This window comes from Rathayibacter sp. PhB127, from assembly GCF_003751665.1.
GTDB lineage: Bacteria > Actinomycetota > Actinomycetes > Actinomycetales > Microbacteriaceae > Rathayibacter > Rathayibacter festucae.
The window spans coordinates 58,062-74,195 of record NZ_RKHW01000001.1; the positions used below are offsets into that span (position 1 = coordinate 58,062).

A 16,134-nucleotide genomic window follows, 5' to 3' on the forward strand; every position below is an offset into this window, starting at 1 on the left:
GATCGAGGCGCACTCCGCCTCATGATCGAAAGGACCGCCGTGTCCTCGTCCTCCACCCCCACGCCCGGACCGTCCCGCCGAACCGTGAGCGCAGCGGCGGTGTGGAGCGCTCCGGTCGCCGCCGCGGTGATCGCGGCGCCTCTCGCTGCCGCCTCCACCGCCGCCCTCTGCGACAGCGCGGTCGCCTTCAGGCGGACCAGCAACACCGGCGGTGACACCGCGGTGCTCCTGGCGCCCAGCTCCTCCGGTGCGGTGTCCACCGTGCGGATCACCTCGGTGCTCGCTCCCGGAACCACGACGACGACGCAGGGTCAGAGCTTCAACCTGACTCAGAGCGGACTCGGATGGGGCGCGGTCACCGGGGAGACCGACCTCGAGAGCACCGAGGTGCAGTACTCGGGCACCGCGCCGAGAAGAGCTCTGGTTCTGAATCAGCGGCGCGAGGGTCCGGCCACGACCCTCCCCAGTCCGGGATCCGACTCGCAGACCCTGACCTTCCAGTTCTTCGATCCGCAGGGGCGGCTGTTCGATCCGGTCGACCTCCAGTTCGAGTTCTACGACTTCACCTCGCAGGACCGGCAGGCCTGGCAGCCGGATCACTGGGACGCGATGGGCTTCAGTGTCGCGCCGACGACGATCGTCCAGGACGGCCTCTTCGCGGGGACCGGTGCCGGCACGCTCGCCGACCCGTACCGTCGCGTCGAGGGAGACGTCTCGACCATCGCGTACTTCAAGAACGACGTCTTCGTCTTCGACGTCTTCCCCTCCGGGAGCACGCTCACCTACACCCAGCACGAGGGCAGACAGGGCTGGCACGGGGTCTTCCTCACCGACCTCCGGTTCCGCTCCGCCGTCTGCTGACCCTCCGCGGGATGCCACTTGTGCACGCTTTCCTCGGCGTGTCGCGTGCACAAGTGGCATCTCGCGGGGAGCGATGGGAGCGTGCGAGGGTGGGGGCGTGACTGCGAACGAGGCGCGGATGGTCGAGACGACGGCGGCGGATGCGGTGGCGGGGCGGCTGTTCGCCGTGCAGGAGGCCGAGATCATGAGGCGCTACGGCGGCGACGACCCGGGCCCGCGGCCGCACTCGGACGCACCGACGCTGCTGCTGCAGGTCGGGCCCGAGGTCGTCGGCTGCGTCGCGCTCGCCGCCGACGGGGAGATCGGCGAGATCAAGCGGATGTTCGTGGCCGGGTCGGCGCGCGGCCGCGGCTACAGCCGCCTCCTCCTCGCGGGAGTCGAGGAGCTGGCCGTCCGTCACGGCGTGACGCTGCTCCGCCTGGTCACCGGCATCGAGCAGCCCGAGGCGATGGCGCTCTACAGCAGCTCGGGCTACGACCCGATCCCCGGCTTCGGCTACTGGGGCGACGAGCCGGCGACCCGCTGCTACGCGAAGCGGCTCGGTCCCGCCGCGGTCATGGGCTGAGCCCGGACCTCAGAGCTTGGCGAGCTTCGCGCGGGCGATCAGGAAGGCGCCGTACATCACGAGGCCGGCGCCGATCGCGGTCAGCGCGATGGTGCCGTAGGGCGGGACGTCGAGGAAGCGCAGAGCGCCGTCGAGCCCGGTCGCCCGCCGGGCGTCGCCGGTGATCGCCGCGACGACGAAGAGACCGCCGGCGATGCCGAGGGCGATCCCCTTCGAGACGTAGCCGGCGGCGCCCAGGATCAGCACGGCCAGGCCGCGGCGCCCCGCCGGGATGCGCACCAGCTTGCGGAAGCCGCGCCGCACGCCGATGGCGAGGAAGCCGATCCCGCTGCCGAGGACGATCCCGCCGACGATCGTCAGCACGATCGACCCGGCCGGGCGGGCCAGCAGGTCGGTGCTGATCGCGCGGATGGTCGCGGAGGAGCTCGTCGACCCGCCGAGCGCGAACACCAGCGTCGTCCCGGCCAGCGCGAGCGAGGCGAAGCCCTTGCCCGACTCGACGATCCGCCGCCCCCAGCGCTTCGCGCGGCTCGGATCGCTCGAGCGGCTCTGGAAGGTGAACTGCCACAGCCCGAGGGCGACGAGCGCGACCAGTGCCGCCCAGACGACGACGAGGCCGGCCGGCGACTCGGCCAGGCGCGCGATCGCACCCGACGGATCCGCCTCCTGCGTCGTCTCGTCGCCGAACGCCACCCGCAGCGAGAGGCCGCCGATCAGCAGGTGCACGACGCCGTTGACGGCGAAGCCGAGGCGCGCGAGGCGCCGGAATCGCCGCGTCCGCACCCCCGAGCGCGGCGTCGGCACGCTCACTGTGGACACCGGACCACCCTCTCACGCGTCCAGCCCTGATCCGCGTCCACCCCTGTCCCGGGGAGCCCGGGCGGCGGTGGAATGGAGTCCGGCCCGCGCCGATCGCACGGATCGCACCTGCCGCGGGCGCCCTCGAGGAAGAAGGACCGCCATGACCACCTGGCTCATCACCGGCTGCTCCACCGGACTCGGCCGCGCGCTCGCGACCGCCGTCCTCGCCCACGGCGACCGCGTCGTCGTCACCGCGCGCGACGTCGACTCCGTCCGCGACCTCGCCGAGGCGCACCCGGACTCCGCGCTCGCCCTCGCGCTGGACGTCACCGACGACGCGCAGGTGGCCGCCGCCGTCGACGCCGCCGAGGAGCGCTTCGGCGGGATCGACGTGCTCGTCAACAACGCGGGCTACGGCTATCGCGCGGCCGTCGAGGAGGGCGAGGCGGAGGCGGTGCAGCAGCTCTTCGACACGCAGCTCTTCGGCACGGTGCGCACGATCAAGGCGGTGCTGCCCGGGATGCGCGAGCGCCGCTCCGGGGTGATCGTCAACCTGTCCTCGATCGGCGCCCGGATCTCGCCCGAGGGCTCCGGCTACTACGCGGCGGTCAAGGCCGCGATCGAGGCGCTGACCGAGTCGCTGCGCAAGGAGGTCGCGCCGCTGGGCATCCGCGCGTTCTCGGTCGAGCCGGGCGGATTCCGCACCGATTTCGCCGGCCGGTCGCTCACCCAGTCGTCGCAGCCGATCGCCGACTACGCCGAGACGGCGGGCAAGCGCCGCAAGGAGCACGACACCGGGCACGGCACCCAGAAGGGCGACCCGGCGAAGGCGGCGACCGCCCTGATCGAGGCCGTGGAGTCGGACGCGCCGCCCTCGATCCTGCTGCTGGGCAATGACGCCTCGGACGCCTTCCGCGCGGTGCTCGACGCCCTCCGCTCCGACGTCGACGCGTGGGAGCCGCTCAGTCGCAGCACGGACTTCGCCGACGAGGAGTGACGGGCCGGGGCGGCGATGGGGCGGGGTCTCGTCGACACCTTCACGTTCCGCACCTTCCCGTCGGGGAGCACGCTCACCTCCAGCCGGTACGCAGGGCAGCCCCGGCGCGAGATCACCTCGTACGTCTGCGGAGAATCATGCTGATCGAGTAGCCCGCGGAGTGGGCGTATCGAGATCCGCCACCGTCGGAACGCGGGTCTGCAGACCCGCCCTGCTGGTGGTGGCGGGTCTCGATACGCCCCTGCGGGGCTACTCGACCAGCATGTGTGCGGGCGTCTCTTCCTCGTGGATCCCGCGCCCCGCCCCGGTCGGATCCCTGCTGATCGAGTAGCCCGCGGAGCGGGCGTATCGAGATCCACCCCGGTCAGGACACCGGTCAGCCGATCATCCGCTCGCGCACGCCGGGTCTCGAGACTCCCGCCCCGGCCACCACCACGGCCGTGTGCCGGCCCGGCCCGAGGGCGCGCGGCTCCGCTCCCTCGAGGTCGAGCACCGCGGTGGCCCCCACGGGCACCTCGACCTCGACGCGCAGCTCGCCGTCGGCGAGGGTCCACGCGATGGAGGCGCGGCCGTAGGGCGTGAGGTGGGCGGCGCTCGCCGAGGTGAGCCCGCCGCCCGGGCGCGGCCGGAACAGGATCGAGCGGTAGCCCGGCTCGGCCGGCGCGAGACCCGCGACCACCCGGTGCAGCCAGTCGGCGACCGCCCCGAGCGCGTAGTGGTTGAACGAGGTCATCGTCCCCGGATTCACCGTGCCGTCGGGGAGCTGGCTGTCCCAGCGCTCCCAGATCGTCGTCGCGCCCTGGGTCACCGGGTACAGCCAGGACGGGCACTCGCGCTCGAGCAGCAGCGCGTAGGCGCGGTCGATCCCGCCCGTGCCCGAGAGCGCGTCCGAGACGATCGGCGTGCCGACGAAGCCGGTCGAGATGCGGTTCCCGGCGGACGCGACCAGCTCGGCCAGGCGGGCCCCCGCGGCGGCGCGCAGCGACTCCGGCAGCAGCTCGAATTCGAGGGCGAGCGCGTACGCGGTCTGCGCGTCGCTGGCCATCCGGCCGTCCGGCTCGACGTAGCGATCGACGAAGGCGGCCCGGACCTCGGCGGCCAGCGCGAGGAAGCGCTCGGCGTCCTGCTCGCGGCCGAGCACGCGGGCGGTCTGCCCGAGCCGCCGAGCGGACTGCGCGAAGTAGGCCGTGGCGACCAGGTAGCGGTCGGTCTTCGCGTCCGCCGGGTCCTGGGGAGGAGCGTCCGGATCGAGCCAGTCGCCCAGCTGGAAGCCCTCGTCCCAGAGCCGCGACGGCCCGGCGAGCCGTTCGACGAGCTCGACCCAGGCCTTCGCGCTGTCGTACTGCGCCGCCAGCACCCCCGCGTCGCCGAAGCGCTCGTACAGGGTCCAGGGCACGAGGACCGCGGCGTCGCCCCAGGCCGCGCCGGGGCGGATCGGCGTCCACATCGCGTGCGCGGGGATCACCGGGACGTACCAGGGCACCGTGCCGTCGGGCAGCTGCTCGGCCGCCACATCGCGGAGCCAGGACGAGAGCATCCCGGAGACGTCGAAGAGGAACGACGCGGTCGGCGCGAAGACCTGGATGTCGCCGGTCCAGCCGACCCGCTCGTCGCGCTGCGGGCAGTCGGTGGGGATGTCCACCATGTTGCCGCGCATGCTCCACAGCACGTTCTCGTGCAGCCGCTCGACCAGCGGGTCGGAGCAGGCGAACCAGCCGGTGCGCTCGAAGTCGGTGTGCAGGACCCGGGCGACGACGTCCCCCGCGGCCACCGCCGCCTCGAGGTCCCCCGGCCAGCCCTCGACCTCGACGAAGCGGAAGCCGTGGAAGGTGAATCGCGGCTCCCACTCCTCCTCGGCGCGGCCCGCCAGCGTGTAGACGTCCGTGGAGCGGGCGTCGCGCAGCGGCCGGGTGTAGAGCTCGCCCTCCTGCATGATCTCGGCGGTGCGGAGGGTGACGGTCGCCCCGCGCGGCCCGCTCAGCCGGATCCGCATCCGCCCGACGAGGTTCTGCCCCAGGTCGAGCACGCTCCGGCCGCTCGGGGTGCGCAGCACGGCGACGGGGCGCACCTCCTCGGTGCAGCGGACCGGCGGGCCCTGCGGAGCGACGAGGGTCGCTGGATCGCGCTCCGCCACCGCGACCGGCGTCCAGCCGGCGTCGTCGAAGCCGGGGGAGGACCAGCCGTCCCGCTCCTCGCGCGCGTCGTGCACCTCGCCGTCGTAGTTGCCGGAGAAGAGGATCGGGCCGGGCGCGGCCCGCCAGGACGGGTCGGTCGCGACGGTCTCGCGCCGGCCGTCGGCGTAGACGATCTCCAGCTGCGCGATCAGCGAGAGGTCGGTGCCGTAGAGGTTCCGGAAGCCGCCGCGCCAGCCCAGCCGGCCGCGGTACCAGCCGTCGCCGAGCCAGGAGCCGAGCGCGTTCTCGCCGGGGACGAGGGCGTCGGTGACGTCGTGGGTGGCGTAGCGGAGGCGGTCGGCGTAGGCCGTCCAGCCGGGCGCGAGGGTGTCGTCGCCGACGCGGGCGCCGTTGAGCTCGACCTCGTACAGGCCGTGCGCGCTGAGGTAGAGGCGCGCGGAGGCGACCTCGCCGCCGACCGTGAAGGAGCGGCGCACCAGTGGGGGCCGCCGGTCGGACTCCGGGTCCTCCGGCCAGGCGGCGCCGACCGGCACCGCGCTCCAGTCCTGCGGCTCGAGCAGGCCGGCCTCGACGGCGGTCGGGCGGCCCCAGGGGGCGTCGTCCTCGCCGCGGCCGAAGACGCGCACCCGGATCTCGACCCGCTCCCGGCTCGTCAGCGGAGCGAACGGCCACGGCACGAGGACCGACTCGGCGGAGCCGACGTGCCGGCGCTGCACGTCGCCGGCGGCGTCGACGCGCTCGAGCTCGTACGACTCCTGGCGCCAGTCGTCGCCGGCGAGGCTCGTCCAGGAGAGGCGGGGTCGGCGCTCGCCGATGCCGAGCGCCGCACGGTGGTGCTCGATGCGGGGGGAGGAGGGGATGGCCACCGGGGTGCCTCGTTCCTGCTGGGCGAGCACTCCTCTGCGTGAGCGTCTCGACTCTGACACGTTTCAATCGAGCGCCAGCATAGCCCCGGAAATGCTGTTTGACACGTTTCAAAATGCGAGTCATCATGGGGGTAGCTGCTGGGCGGGCCCGGCGCACCACGACGACGTGGACCGGAGTGATCCGGCCAGGAGGAGGAGAGCCGCGATGACGCCAGCACCCCCAGGACCGGCCCGGACACCGGCACCCCGGGTGGCCCTCGTGGGCACCCTCGACACCAAGGGCGCCGAGTACGCCTGGACGGCCGCCCGTCTGCGCGACCTCGGCGTCGACGTGCTGCTCGTCGACGTGGGCGTCGGCGCGCACTCCGGAGCGGCCGCCGCTCCCGACGTCACCGCCGCCGAGACGGCCCGCGCCGCGGGCGCCGAGCTCGAGGAGCTGCGCTCCCGCGGCGATCGCGGAGCCGCGATGACCGCGATGGGAGAGGGCGCCGCCGTGGTCCTCGAGCGCCTCCGGAGCGACGGCGGTCTCGACGGCGTCCTGGCCCTGGCCGGCAGCGGCGGCTCGTCCATCGCGGCCCGCGCCGTGCGCGACCTGCCCATCGGGCTGCCGAAGATGCTCGTCTCGACGATGGCGTCGGGCGACGTCGCCCCCTACGTCGGCGCGAGCGACGTGACGATGACCTACAGCGTCGTCGACATCGCGGGCATCAACAGCCTCTCCCGCGAGGTCCTCGACAACGCCGCCGGCGGCATCGCGGGGATGGCCGCCGCGCACGCCGCCCGGCGCGAGCAGCCCGCGGAGGAGTCCGGCCGTCCGCTCGTCGCGGCCACCATGTTCGGAGTGACGACCGCCGCCGTCGACGTCGCCCGCGCCCGCCTCGACGAGCTCGGCTACGAGGTCCTCGTCTTCCACGCCACCGGCTCCGGCGGCCAGGCCGTAGAGGCACTGGCCCGCTCGGGGCACCTCGCGGGGGTGCTCGACCTCACCACCACCGAGCTCGCGGACGAGCTGGTCGGCGGCGTTCTCACGGCCGGCCCCGACCGGCTCGAGGCGGCCGGGCGCGCAGGCGTCCCGCAGGTCGTCAGCCTCGGAGCGCTGGACATGGTCAACTTCGGCCCGCGGGACGGCGTCCCGGAGCGCTTCGCGCAGCGGCGGTTCTTCGTGCACAACCCGACGGTGACGCTGATGCGCACCACCGCCGACGAGAGCGCCGAGCTGGGCGGGCTGATCGGCCGGAAGCTCGCCGCGGCCGAGGGGCCGACCGTCCTGGCCGTGCCGAGGGGCGGGCTCTCGGCGATCGGGGTGCCGGGCGCCGTCTTCGCCGACGCCGAGGCCGATGCCGCGCTGGTCGACGCTGTGCTCGCCGCAGTGGCCGGCTCCGCGGTCGAGGTCCTCGACTCCCCGCTCGACGTGAACGATCCGGAGTTCGCCCGCGCCGCCGCGGACGCGCTGGACCGGCTGATCCGTCACGCCGCGAATCCCGCCGCCGACCATTCCGCGGCCCACGCCGCCGGCCAGGACAGGAGCTGACATGGACCGCGCGACCGCACTCGCCCGCCTCCGCCGCACGATCGCCGCGGGGCGACCCGTCATCGGCGCGGGGGCCGGCACCGGCATCTCGGCGAAGGCCGCCGAGGCCGGCGGAGCCGACCTGCTGATCATCTACAACTCCGGCCGCTTCCGGATGGCGGGCCGCGGCTCGCTCTCGGGGCTGCTGCCCTACGGCGACGCCAACCAGATCGTCGTCGAGATGAGCCGGGAGGTGCTGCCGATCATCCGCGACACCCCGGTCCTCGCCGGGGTCTGCGGCACCGATCCCTTCCGGAGGATGGAGGTCTTCCTCGACGAGCTGGCGCGGCTCGGCTTCACGGGGGTGCAGAACTTCCCGACGGTCGGGCTCTTCGACGGCGTCTTCCGGCAGAACCTCGAGGAGACCGGCATGGGCTTCGACCTCGAGGTCGAGATGATCCGGCTCGCCGCCGAGCGCGACCTGCTCACCGCCCCGTACGTCTTCGACGTCGCGTCGACCGTGGCGATGACGGAGGCCGGCGCCGACGTCCTCGTCCCGCACATGGGCCTCACCACCAGCGGCAGCATCGGCGCGCAGACGGCGCTCTCGCTCGAGGAGTCGGCCGCGCGCGTGCAGGAGCTGCGCGACGCGGCGGTCGCCGTCAATCCCGACGTCATCGTGCTCTGCCACGGCGGCCCGATCGCCGAGCCCGCCGACGCCGCGTACGTCCTCCAGCACACGACGGGGGTCGCCGGCTTCTTCGGAGCCTCCTCCGTCGAGCGCCTGCCGACCGAGCGGGCGATCCGCCAGCAGCTCGTCGACTTCACCAGCATCCCGCTCACCTCGAAGGAGACCCCGTGACCACGACACCGCCCGCCACCCCGTCCGCGCCGTCCGTCCCGTCCGCGCAGTCCGGCCGCCGCCCCGACGACGTGCCCACCCGCGTCTTCGACTGGGGCACCATCAAGTGGCTCGTCACCCCGCACCTCGACGGACCCGTCGGCCTGACCACCGGCGAGGTGATCATCTACCCCGGTCAGGGCCACGACCCGCACAGCCACCCCGGTGAGGAGGAGGTCATCTACGTCGTCTCGGGCGAGGGCGAGCAGACCGTCGGCGACAGCCCGGCCTTCGCGATCCGCGAGGGCGACGCCCTGCACATCCCGCGCGACACGGTGCACTCGACCTACAACACCACCTGGCGGCCGCTGCGCCTGCTCGTCGTCTACACGCCCGGCGGCGCCGAGACCGGACTCGACGAGCTGCCCGGCGCGCGGATCCTCGAGCCCGGCACCGCGCCGCGCTGGGCGCAGGCCTGATGCCGGTCTACGAGCCCGGCACCTGGCTGCACCCCGGCGACCGGCCGGAGTGGTGCGCCGTCGGCACCCTCGGCCGCTTCGCCGTGCCGCTGGAGGGCGGGCGGTTCGACCGGCACCACCACGACGACCACGAGGTGTGGTTCTTCGCGGAGGGGAAGGGCCGGATCCTCGTCGACGGCGCCGAGCGCTACGTCCAGGCCGGCGACATCGTGCTCACCCGCGCGGGCGACGTGCACGACATCGTCGCGGTCTATGAGCCGCTCCGCGGGTTCTTCACCGAGACCGGCCTGCCGGCGGGCGGGCGCACCGGGCACCTGCACGCCGACGAGTCGGACGCCGCCGGGCACGAGGTCCCGGCCCTCCCGCTGCCCGCGGACTTCCCCGTACGCTGACGCCCGACCCCGCCCCACTCCGCTCGACCCCCGCCCGACCCCGCGAGAGGACCCCCATGCGCATCGCCGTCACCGGCTGCTCCGGCACGCTCGGCACCGCGACCCTGGAGCGGCTGCTCGCCGACGGCCACGAGCCGATCGGCCTCGATCTGACGCCGCCGACGGTCGCGGTGCCCTTCACCCGCGTCGACTTCACCGACTACGGCCAGGCGCTCGACGCCGTGCTCGGCATCACCGCGCGGCACAGCGGAGTCGACGCGATCGTCCACCTCGCGGCGATCCCGGTGAACGGCCTGGTCCCGGACGCGGCGACCTTCCACGCCAACATGACCGTCTCGTTCAACCTGTTCCACTCCGCGCTGCGGGCCGGAGTGACGCGGATCGTGCACGCCTCCAGCATCACCGCGATGGGCTTCCCCTTCGCCGAGCCGCCCGCCTCCCTCCCGCTCACGGAGGAGGACGGCGACCGCGCGAACAGCACCTACGGCCTGGTCAAGGTCCTCGAGGAGGCGATGGCCCGGCAGCTCGTCCGCTGGGACCGGGACTGCTCGATCACCGCGCTGCGCTTCACCAACATCACCCGGGCCGGCGAGTACTCCCGCTTCGTCGAGCGCGCCGGCGACCCGGCCTACCGCCGCGAACTGCTGTGGAGCTACGTCGACGCCCGCGACGGCGCGAGCGCGATCGCGCGCGCCCTGGAGGTCGGCGAGCCCGGCTTCGCCGTCTACGACATCGCCGCCTCCGACACCGGCCTGACGATCCCCTCGGCCGAGCTGGTCGCCGGAGCCTTCCCCGACGTACCGCTGACCCGCCCCCTCGAGGGCTTCGAGACGGTCGTCTCGATCGACCGCGCCCGCGATGCCCTCGGCTGGGAGCCCGCGCACCTCTGGCGCGCCGAGGCGGAGCTCGAGCGCCGCGCCTGAGCGGCACCCGCCTCAGCGGAAGTTCTTGCCGGAGTCCGTCTCGTTGGGGTGCCCATGTGCCGCGTTGGTGATGATGACGCGCCCCACTCTCTTCGCCTTCGGGTCGGGTTCGACGACCGCGTACCAGAGCCGGCCGCCGTTGGTCACCTTGTACTGCCACTGCGGCAGCACGGCGCCGTCGACGGTCACCTCGCTCAGATCGCCTCGGAGCCGGTAGCAGCGGTTCGAGTCGAACTGCGTCGGACGGGCGGTGCGGTGGTCCCAGGCGTCGGCAAGCGCGTTCCTCGCGGTCGCCCGGAGATCGTTCCAGCCCCGCTCGGCGGCCTTGTCGCCGAAGACGATCTCGTACTCGGTGCCTTTGATCGGCCGGGGGACCGGATCGCTTCGCTTGCCGGACATCAGGGTCGGGTCGCGCGGACCGGTACCTCGAGGAGTTCGATCGGGGCGACGGCCGTCATCCCGCTGGCGTACGCGCGGGCCGTCTCCTCCCACTCGCGCTGCGCCCGGAGCAGGAGATCGAACGTGCCGAGCTCGCCGGCGCTGTAGACGAGCTTCTCGATCTCCGCGGCGTAGGCGGCGAGCTCGCCGGCGGTGAACTCGCTCGTCCAGGCGAAGAGGTCGGTCAGGGCGGCGGGGACGTCGCCGCGATGGCGGCCGATGGCGCGGAGGAGGCGGCTCGAGAGCGCGATCCCGTTCTCCAGGACGGCGAGATCGTGACCGCGGAGGATGACGAGGTCGTCGCCGTCGCGACGGGTGATCCGGACCTGGCCCTCGTCGATGTGCGCGAGGACGTCCTTCGGCTTGCGGAGGAGTTCGGTGAAGGTCGCGGTGCTCATCTGCTCAGGATACATCTGATCATGATCAGATATCTGACCGGGGCGTGCGTCGGCGTAGGACGTCGGAAGGCGCGAGTCGCCCGAGAGCGCCAATCGTCAGCCGAGGCGGAAGGTCAGCTCCAGAGACGCGTCCTCGAGTGGGACGCGGTAGCGCTCCGGGAGCGCCGGGCCGCAGGAGGCGCTGCCGACGCCCTGCTGGCGGACGTCGAGGTTGAGCACGACGTGGCCGGAGTCGCGCAGCTCGTGGGGATGCGCGGCGACGGCGAGGGCCTCGCTCGTCCAGCGGCGGGCGGAGAAGTCGAAGCCGTCTCCGGTGACGACGAGCGGCGGCAGCCCCGGACCGCTGAGCGAGAGGCGCCGGGTGCCGACGTGGTTGCCGTTCTCCTGCGGCACGACGTACGGCGTCTGCAGGGCGTCGATGCTCGCGGCGAAGCGGCCGAAGCGGACGGCGTCGAGGGTGTCGGCGTAGGACTCGCCGGGGCCGCGGCCGAGCCAGTCGGCGTCCGCGTAGCCGCCCGGGAGCGTCAGGCGGAGGCCGAGGCGCGGCGGGGTCACCGAGTGGTGGCCGTGCGGAGTGTCCTGCCAGGCGCCGGTGAACGCGAACTGCGCGGCGAGGTGCAGCGCGCCCTCCTCCGCCGTCCAGACCAGGCGGCTGAGCACGGCGAGCGTCTGGGTCGCCGGTCCGCTCCGGGTGGTCACGGTGACGGAGTGCTCATCGCGCTCGACCGAGACGGTGCGGTGCAGGACGCGGTCGAGGCCGACGGCCGACCAGCTCGCGGCGAGCGCGTTCAGCGTCCCCTGCCCGCGGTCGTTCTCGGTCGGCGCGCGCCAGAGGTCGACGAGGGGCCCGTCGACGGGCACGCCGCCGAGGGAGAGGAGCCGCCCGGTGCGCGGGTCGAGCAGGGCGTCGCCGAGGCGCAGCACGCCGTTCTCGTCGGCGACCCGTGCTGAGCGGCGGCGGACGGCGGGGGTCGGCGCGTCGATCCGCTGCCCCCAGGCCACCTCGTGGCCGACGGGCGCCCAGGGTGCCGCCTCGGCCAGCTCGGCCGAGACGGTGAGGACACCCGCGACCGGTGCCGTGAACGGCACGACGACGCTCCCGCGGGCCGGCACAACAGGGACGTCGAGCAGGCCCTCCGCGAGCAGCGCCCCGTCGTCCTCGACCCGCCAGCGCCAGCGCAGTGCCGCCGTGTCGACGACGTCCTGCCGGCTGCGGATCGCGATCGCCCCCTCCGCCACGTCGATCACCACGGGCGCGATCGCCCGCGCGAGCGACGCGAGGCCGGGCGAGGGCGTGCGGTCGGGGAAGAGCAGCCCGTCGATGCAGTAGCTGCCGCCGTTCGGGTGGAAGTCGATGTCGCCGCCGTGCCGGAAGTGCTCCGACCCGTCGGCGGCGGTCGCGCGGAAGCCGTGGTCGATCCACTCCCAGACGAAGCCGCCGGCCATCCGGTCGGACGACTCGAGGATCCGCTGGTACTCGTCGAGCGAGCCCGGGCCGTTGCCCATCGCGTGCCCGTACTCGCAGAGCACGAAGGGCAGGCGCCGGCGGCGGACGTCGTCGGGCGAGCCGGCCACCACGCCCTCGGGGGTCGGCTCCCGCCGCTCGGCGATCGCCTGGAGTTCCTCCAGCGCGGGGTACATCGCCGAGGAGAAGTCGGAGTTGCGGAAGCTCGGATCGCGCTCGTAGTGGATCGGCCGGCTCGGATCGAGCCGGCGCACGACCCGCTCGAGCACGTCGAACGACTCGCCGACCATGCTCTCGTTCGCGAGCGACCAGATGACGATGCTCGGATGGCTGCGGTCGCGCGCGACCATCCGGGTGACGCGGTCGACCAAGGCCTCGCGCCACTGCGGCTCGGTCGGCGGGTTGCCCTGCCAGCCCGCGTAGATGAAGCCGTGCGTCTCGATGTCGCACTCCTCCAGCACCCAGAGCCCGAGCTCGTCGCAGAGGCGGAGGAAGGCGGGGTGCGGCGGATAGTGCGAGGTGCGCACCGCCGTGACGTTCGCCCGCTTCATCAGCTCGATGTCCCGGCGCATGGTCGCCTCGTCGAGGGCGCGGCCGCGATCGGGGTCGTGCTCGTGCCGGTTCACGCCGCGCAGGCGGACGGGGGAGCCGTTGACGGTGAAGACGCCGTCGCGGATCCGCACCGTGCGGAAGCCGACGGCGAGCTCGATCCGCTCGCCGGCGACCTCGAGCGTGCCGTGGTACAGGCGCGGCGACTCGGCGCTCCACGGCTCGACCGGCAGCAGGACGCTCTCGCCCGCCGAGGCCTCGAGGCCGAGCTCGGGCAGCCGGACCACGCCGGGCAGCTCGCCGCCCGCCTCGTCCAGCGCGCGCACCAGCAGGGTGCCCGTGCCGTCCTCGTAATCGGCGCTGACGAGCACGTCGTCGGCCGCGCCGTCCGGTCGCCAGAGCAGCTCGACCTCGCGGAAGATGCCGGGCAGCCACCACATGTCCTGGTCCTCGAGGTAGCTCCCCGCCGACCAGCGCTGCACGCGGACGGCGAGCAGGTTCTCGCCGCGCCGCAGCGGCGTCGTGACGTCGAACTCGAAGGGCAGCCGGCTGCCCGTCGACCAGCCCAGCGGCTCGCCGTTCAGCCAGGCGGCGCCGCAGGAGTCGACGCCCTGGAAGCGCAGCACGGTCCGGCCGCCCTCCGGCCAGTCCGCGGGTAGCTCGAAGCGCAGGCGGTGGTCGCCGGTCGGGTTCTCCTCCGGCAGATGCGGGGGATCGAGCGGGAAGGGGAACGCGGTGTTCGTGTAGAGCGGGTCGCCGTGGCCCTCGAGCACCCAGTGCGACGGGATGCGCAGCAGGTCCCAGTCCGCATCGTCGAGCAGCGGATCCGCGAACCCCGGCCCGGTCCCGTGCGCGGTCGGCGCGAGCCGGAAGCGCCAGTCCCCGTCGAGCCGCAGCCGCGGCGCGTCGCTGAGCACGTCCGCCCGCGGCCGCCGCCGCCCCTCACCCGGCCGGGGATCCTCCCAGTACGCCTCCTCCGCGAGATGCCACTTGTGCACGGCTTTCACGGCGTGTCGCCCGCACAAGTGGCATCTCGCGGGGAGGGGGAGGGGGCGCGCATCCGTCAGCCCTTCACGGAGCCGGCGGCGAGGCCCGCCATGATCTGCTTGTTGAGGAAGAGGTAGAGCACGAGCATCCCGAGGATGTTGATGCTGATCGAGGCGAACAGCGGTCCGTACTGCGTCGAGCCGTACTCGTCGCTGAAGTTCAGCAGCCCGACCTGCACCGTGGCCAGCTCGTCGTTCGTCGTGAAGGTCAGCGCGATCAGCAGGTCGTTCCAGACCGCGAAGAACTCGACCAGCGCGATCGTGATGATCGCGTTGCGCATCATCGGCACGCCGACCCGCCAGAAGGCGGTGATCATGCTCGCGCCGTCGATCGCGGCGGCCTCGAAGATCTCGCGGGGGATCGCGCGGAAGTAGGCCGTCATCAGGAACACCGTCAGCGGCAGCCCCATCACCGTGTAGGTGATGATCAGCGGCCAGAGCGAGTTCGTCAGCCCGGTCCGGAAGTACACGGTGAACAGCGGGACCAGGATCATCTGGCCGGGGATCATGATGCCCGCGATGAACAGCAGCAGCACCGTGTTGCGGCCGCGCCAGACCAGGACCTCGAGCGCGAACGCGGCGGCGACGCCGAGCACGATCATCAGGGCGAGCGAGGGCACGGTGACGAGGACGCTGTTGCGCAGGTTCGTCGCCAGGTCGCCCTCCGTCAGCGCCGAGACGTAGTTCGAGAAGTCGAGGCTCTGCGGCAGCGCCCAGGTCGGATTGGCGAAGAACTCGTTCTGCGTCTTGAACGAGCCCATCACGATCCAGAAGATCGGATACGCCTCGACGACGACGAGGAGGCCGATCAGGACGCGCCCGATCCAGCGCCGCGTGCCGCGGCCGAGGCTGCGGACCCGGCGGTGCGGGCCGGCCGGCACCGAGGGGCGGGTGCGGGGTGCCGGGCGGGAGAGGGTTCCGGTGGACACCTCAGGCCTCCTTCGTGTTGTCGCGGCGCGACGAGCGGAAGATGAAGAGGGTGACGAGGAAGCACATGATCGTCAGCACCAGCGCGATCGTCGAGCCGTAGCCGTAGTCCGAGTAGCTGAAGACGGTGCGGTACATGTAGAGCGTCAGCGGTGTCGTCGAGCTGCCCGGTCCGCCGTTGTTCAGCGCGAGCAGGGTGTCGAAGACCTTGAGCGTGCTGTTGAAGCTGAAGATCACCGACGACAGCAGCACCGGCAGCGACAGCGGCAGCACGATCGAGGAGACCAGGCGCCAGCCGGTCGCCCCGTCGAGGCGGGCCGACTCGAGCGTCTCCTCCGGGATGTCGACGAGGCCGGCGTAGAGCAGGATCGCGAAGAAGCCCATCGAGCGCCAGAGCTCCATGATCACGGCGACGGCGAAGGTGCCCTCGGCGGTCGCGAACCAGTCGATGCTGCCGAGACCGAGGAACCCGAGTCCCGCGTTGACCGGGCCCTCCTGGCCGCCGACGGCGAACATGCTCTTGAAGAGCAGCGCGACGGCGACCGTGGGCAGCACGGTCGGGAAGAACACCACGGTGCGGACGAAGGAGGACGCGTTCTTCAGCACGAAGACGTAGAGCAGGGCGAGCGCGTAGCCGAGCACGACCTGCCCCGCGGTGATCACGAGCGAGTAGCGGACGGTGAACCAGAGCGCCTCGAGCGCCTGCGGATCCTGCAGGAAGCGCAGGAAGTTCTCGCCGCCGGAGAACTCGAAGCCGCTGAGCGGATTGCCGGTGAAGAAGGTGAGTCCGAGCGACCAGAGCACCGGGACGAGCTTGATGAGCGTGTAGACGGCGAGAGCCGGTCCGAGAAGGATCAGGATCGCCTTCTTGTCTCCGAGGACGCTGTTCACGGAAGCGCTGTCCTTTCGACGTGCGCGCAGGGCGTGCACGCGGGGGAGGG

The 16,134-nt window shown here is 72.9% G+C and carries 15 protein-coding genes; 8 read left to right on the top strand and 7 right to left on the bottom strand.

Translation table 11 applies throughout. The features are described from left to right. Positions 1-39: 39 nt before the first annotated feature. Complete coding sequence (locus tag EDF22_RS00280) at positions 40-861, top strand: hypothetical protein (RefSeq protein WP_185038632.1); 822 nt, start codon at positions 40-42, stop codon at positions 859-861. 97 nt (positions 862-958) lie between these two features. Beyond that, positions 959-1,426, top strand: coding sequence for a GNAT family N-acetyltransferase (locus tag EDF22_RS00285; protein WP_185038634.1), 468 nt, complete (start codon positions 959-961; stop codon positions 1,424-1,426). Positions 1,427-1,435: 9 nt separating this feature from the next. Here the strand turns inward: EDF22_RS00285 and EDF22_RS00290 are convergent, their stop codons facing one another. Beyond that, a complete protein-coding gene (locus EDF22_RS00290; RefSeq protein ID WP_123701506.1) occupies positions 1,436-2,245 on the bottom strand; it encodes a DUF1206 domain-containing protein in 810 nt (269 codons plus the stop codon). Between the two features lie 142 nt (positions 2,246-2,387). On the opposite strand from EDF22_RS00290, the gene EDF22_RS00295 reads away from it, so the two are divergent. Beyond that, positions 2,388-3,224 carry an oxidoreductase gene (locus tag EDF22_RS00295; RefSeq protein WP_123701508.1) on the top strand — a complete coding sequence of 279 codons (837 nt, stop codon included), beginning with the start codon at positions 2,388-2,390 and terminating at the stop codon, positions 3,222-3,224. A 376-nt stretch (positions 3,225-3,600) separates the two neighbouring features. Here the strand turns inward: EDF22_RS00295 and EDF22_RS00300 are convergent, their stop codons facing one another. Next, positions 3,601-6,225 (bottom strand): alpha-L-rhamnosidase, encoded by a 2,625-nt coding sequence (locus EDF22_RS00300; RefSeq protein WP_123701510.1) that lies wholly within the window; start codon positions 6,223-6,225, stop codon positions 3,601-3,603. Positions 6,226-6,430: 205 nt separating this feature from the next. Here EDF22_RS00300 and EDF22_RS00305 point away from each other — a divergent pair, with 205 nt between their 5' ends. The 5 genes from EDF22_RS00305 to EDF22_RS00325 are packed head-to-tail and all read left to right on the top strand — an operon-like array spanning position 6,431 to position 10,370. Continuing rightward, positions 6,431-7,756 (top strand): Tm-1-like ATP-binding domain-containing protein, encoded by a 1,326-nt coding sequence (locus tag EDF22_RS00305; RefSeq protein ID WP_123701512.1) that lies wholly within the window; start codon positions 6,431-6,433, stop codon positions 7,754-7,756. A gap of 1 nt (position 7,757) precedes the next feature. Further along, positions 7,758-8,597, top strand: a complete 840-nt coding sequence (locus EDF22_RS00310; protein ID WP_123701514.1) for a phosphoenolpyruvate hydrolase family protein — start codon at positions 7,758-7,760, stop codon at positions 8,595-8,597. Next, a complete protein-coding gene (locus tag EDF22_RS00315; RefSeq protein ID WP_123701516.1) occupies positions 8,594-9,055 on the top strand; it encodes a cupin domain-containing protein in 462 nt (153 codons plus the stop codon). The genes EDF22_RS00310 and EDF22_RS00315 overlap by 4 nt, the downstream gene beginning before the upstream one ends. Next, on the top strand, positions 9,055-9,447 hold the full coding sequence (locus tag EDF22_RS00320; protein ID WP_123444728.1) for an AraC family ligand binding domain-containing protein: 393 nt from the start codon (positions 9,055-9,057) through the stop codon (positions 9,445-9,447). Before EDF22_RS00315 ends, EDF22_RS00320 begins: the two co-directional genes overlap by 1 nt. Before the next feature lie 56 nt (positions 9,448-9,503). Then, positions 9,504-10,370, top strand: a complete 867-nt coding sequence (locus tag EDF22_RS00325) for an NAD(P)-dependent oxidoreductase (protein ID WP_123701518.1) — start codon at positions 9,504-9,506, stop codon at positions 10,368-10,370. A gap of 12 nt (positions 10,371-10,382) precedes the next feature. Here EDF22_RS00325 and EDF22_RS00330 read toward each other — a convergent pair whose 3' ends face one another. The 5 genes from EDF22_RS00330 to EDF22_RS00350 all read right to left on the bottom strand — a co-directional run bounded on the left by EDF22_RS00330 (position 10,383) and on the right by EDF22_RS00350 (position 16,084). After that, positions 10,383-10,769: a hypothetical protein gene (locus EDF22_RS00330; protein ID WP_185038636.1), complete on the bottom strand. Its 387-nt coding sequence runs from the start codon at positions 10,767-10,769 to the stop codon at positions 10,383-10,385. Next, a complete protein-coding gene (locus EDF22_RS00335; RefSeq protein ID WP_123701520.1) occupies positions 10,769-11,206 on the bottom strand; it encodes a hypothetical protein in 438 nt (145 codons plus the stop codon). Before EDF22_RS00335 ends, EDF22_RS00330 begins: the two co-directional genes overlap by 1 nt. A 96-nt stretch (positions 11,207-11,302) precedes the next feature. Further along, entirely contained in the window at positions 11,303-14,227 is a 2,925-nt protein-coding gene (locus EDF22_RS00340; protein WP_260301842.1) for a glycoside hydrolase family 2 TIM barrel-domain containing protein, read from the bottom strand. Between the two features lie 56 nt (positions 14,228-14,283). Further along, a complete protein-coding gene (locus tag EDF22_RS00345) occupies positions 14,284-15,195 on the bottom strand; it encodes a carbohydrate ABC transporter permease (protein WP_243581075.1) in 912 nt (303 codons plus the stop codon). 1 nt (position 15,196) lies between these two features. Next, complete coding sequence (locus EDF22_RS00350; protein ID WP_123444732.1) at positions 15,197-16,084, bottom strand: carbohydrate ABC transporter permease; 888 nt, start codon at positions 16,082-16,084, stop codon at positions 15,197-15,199. Between the last annotated feature and the right edge of the window lie 50 nt (positions 16,085-16,134).

Excerpts from the sequence above, each read along its gene's own strand:
- EDF22_RS00295 (WP_123701508.1), top strand. The coding sequence starts at position 2,388 with ATGACCACCTGGCTCATCACCGGCTGCTCCACCGGACTCGGCCGCGCG.
- EDF22_RS00305 (WP_123701512.1), top strand. The coding sequence starts at position 6,431 with ATGACGCCAGCACCCCCAGGACCGGCCCGGACACCGGCACCCCGGGTG.
- EDF22_RS00310 (WP_123701514.1), top strand. The coding sequence starts at position 7,758 with ATGGACCGCGCGACCGCACTCGCCCGCCTCCGCCGCACGATCGCCGCG.
- EDF22_RS00320 (WP_123444728.1), top strand. The coding sequence starts at position 9,055 with ATGCCGGTCTACGAGCCCGGCACCTGGCTGCACCCCGGCGACCGGCCG.
- EDF22_RS00325 (WP_123701518.1), top strand. The coding sequence starts at position 9,504 with ATGCGCATCGCCGTCACCGGCTGCTCCGGCACGCTCGGCACCGCGACC.
- EDF22_RS00330 (WP_185038636.1), bottom strand. The coding sequence starts at position 10,769 with ATGTCCGGCAAGCGAAGCGATCCGGTCCCCCGGCCGATCAAAGGCACC.
- EDF22_RS00335 (WP_123701520.1), bottom strand. The coding sequence starts at position 11,206 with ATGAGCACCGCGACCTTCACCGAACTCCTCCGCAAGCCGAAGGACGTC.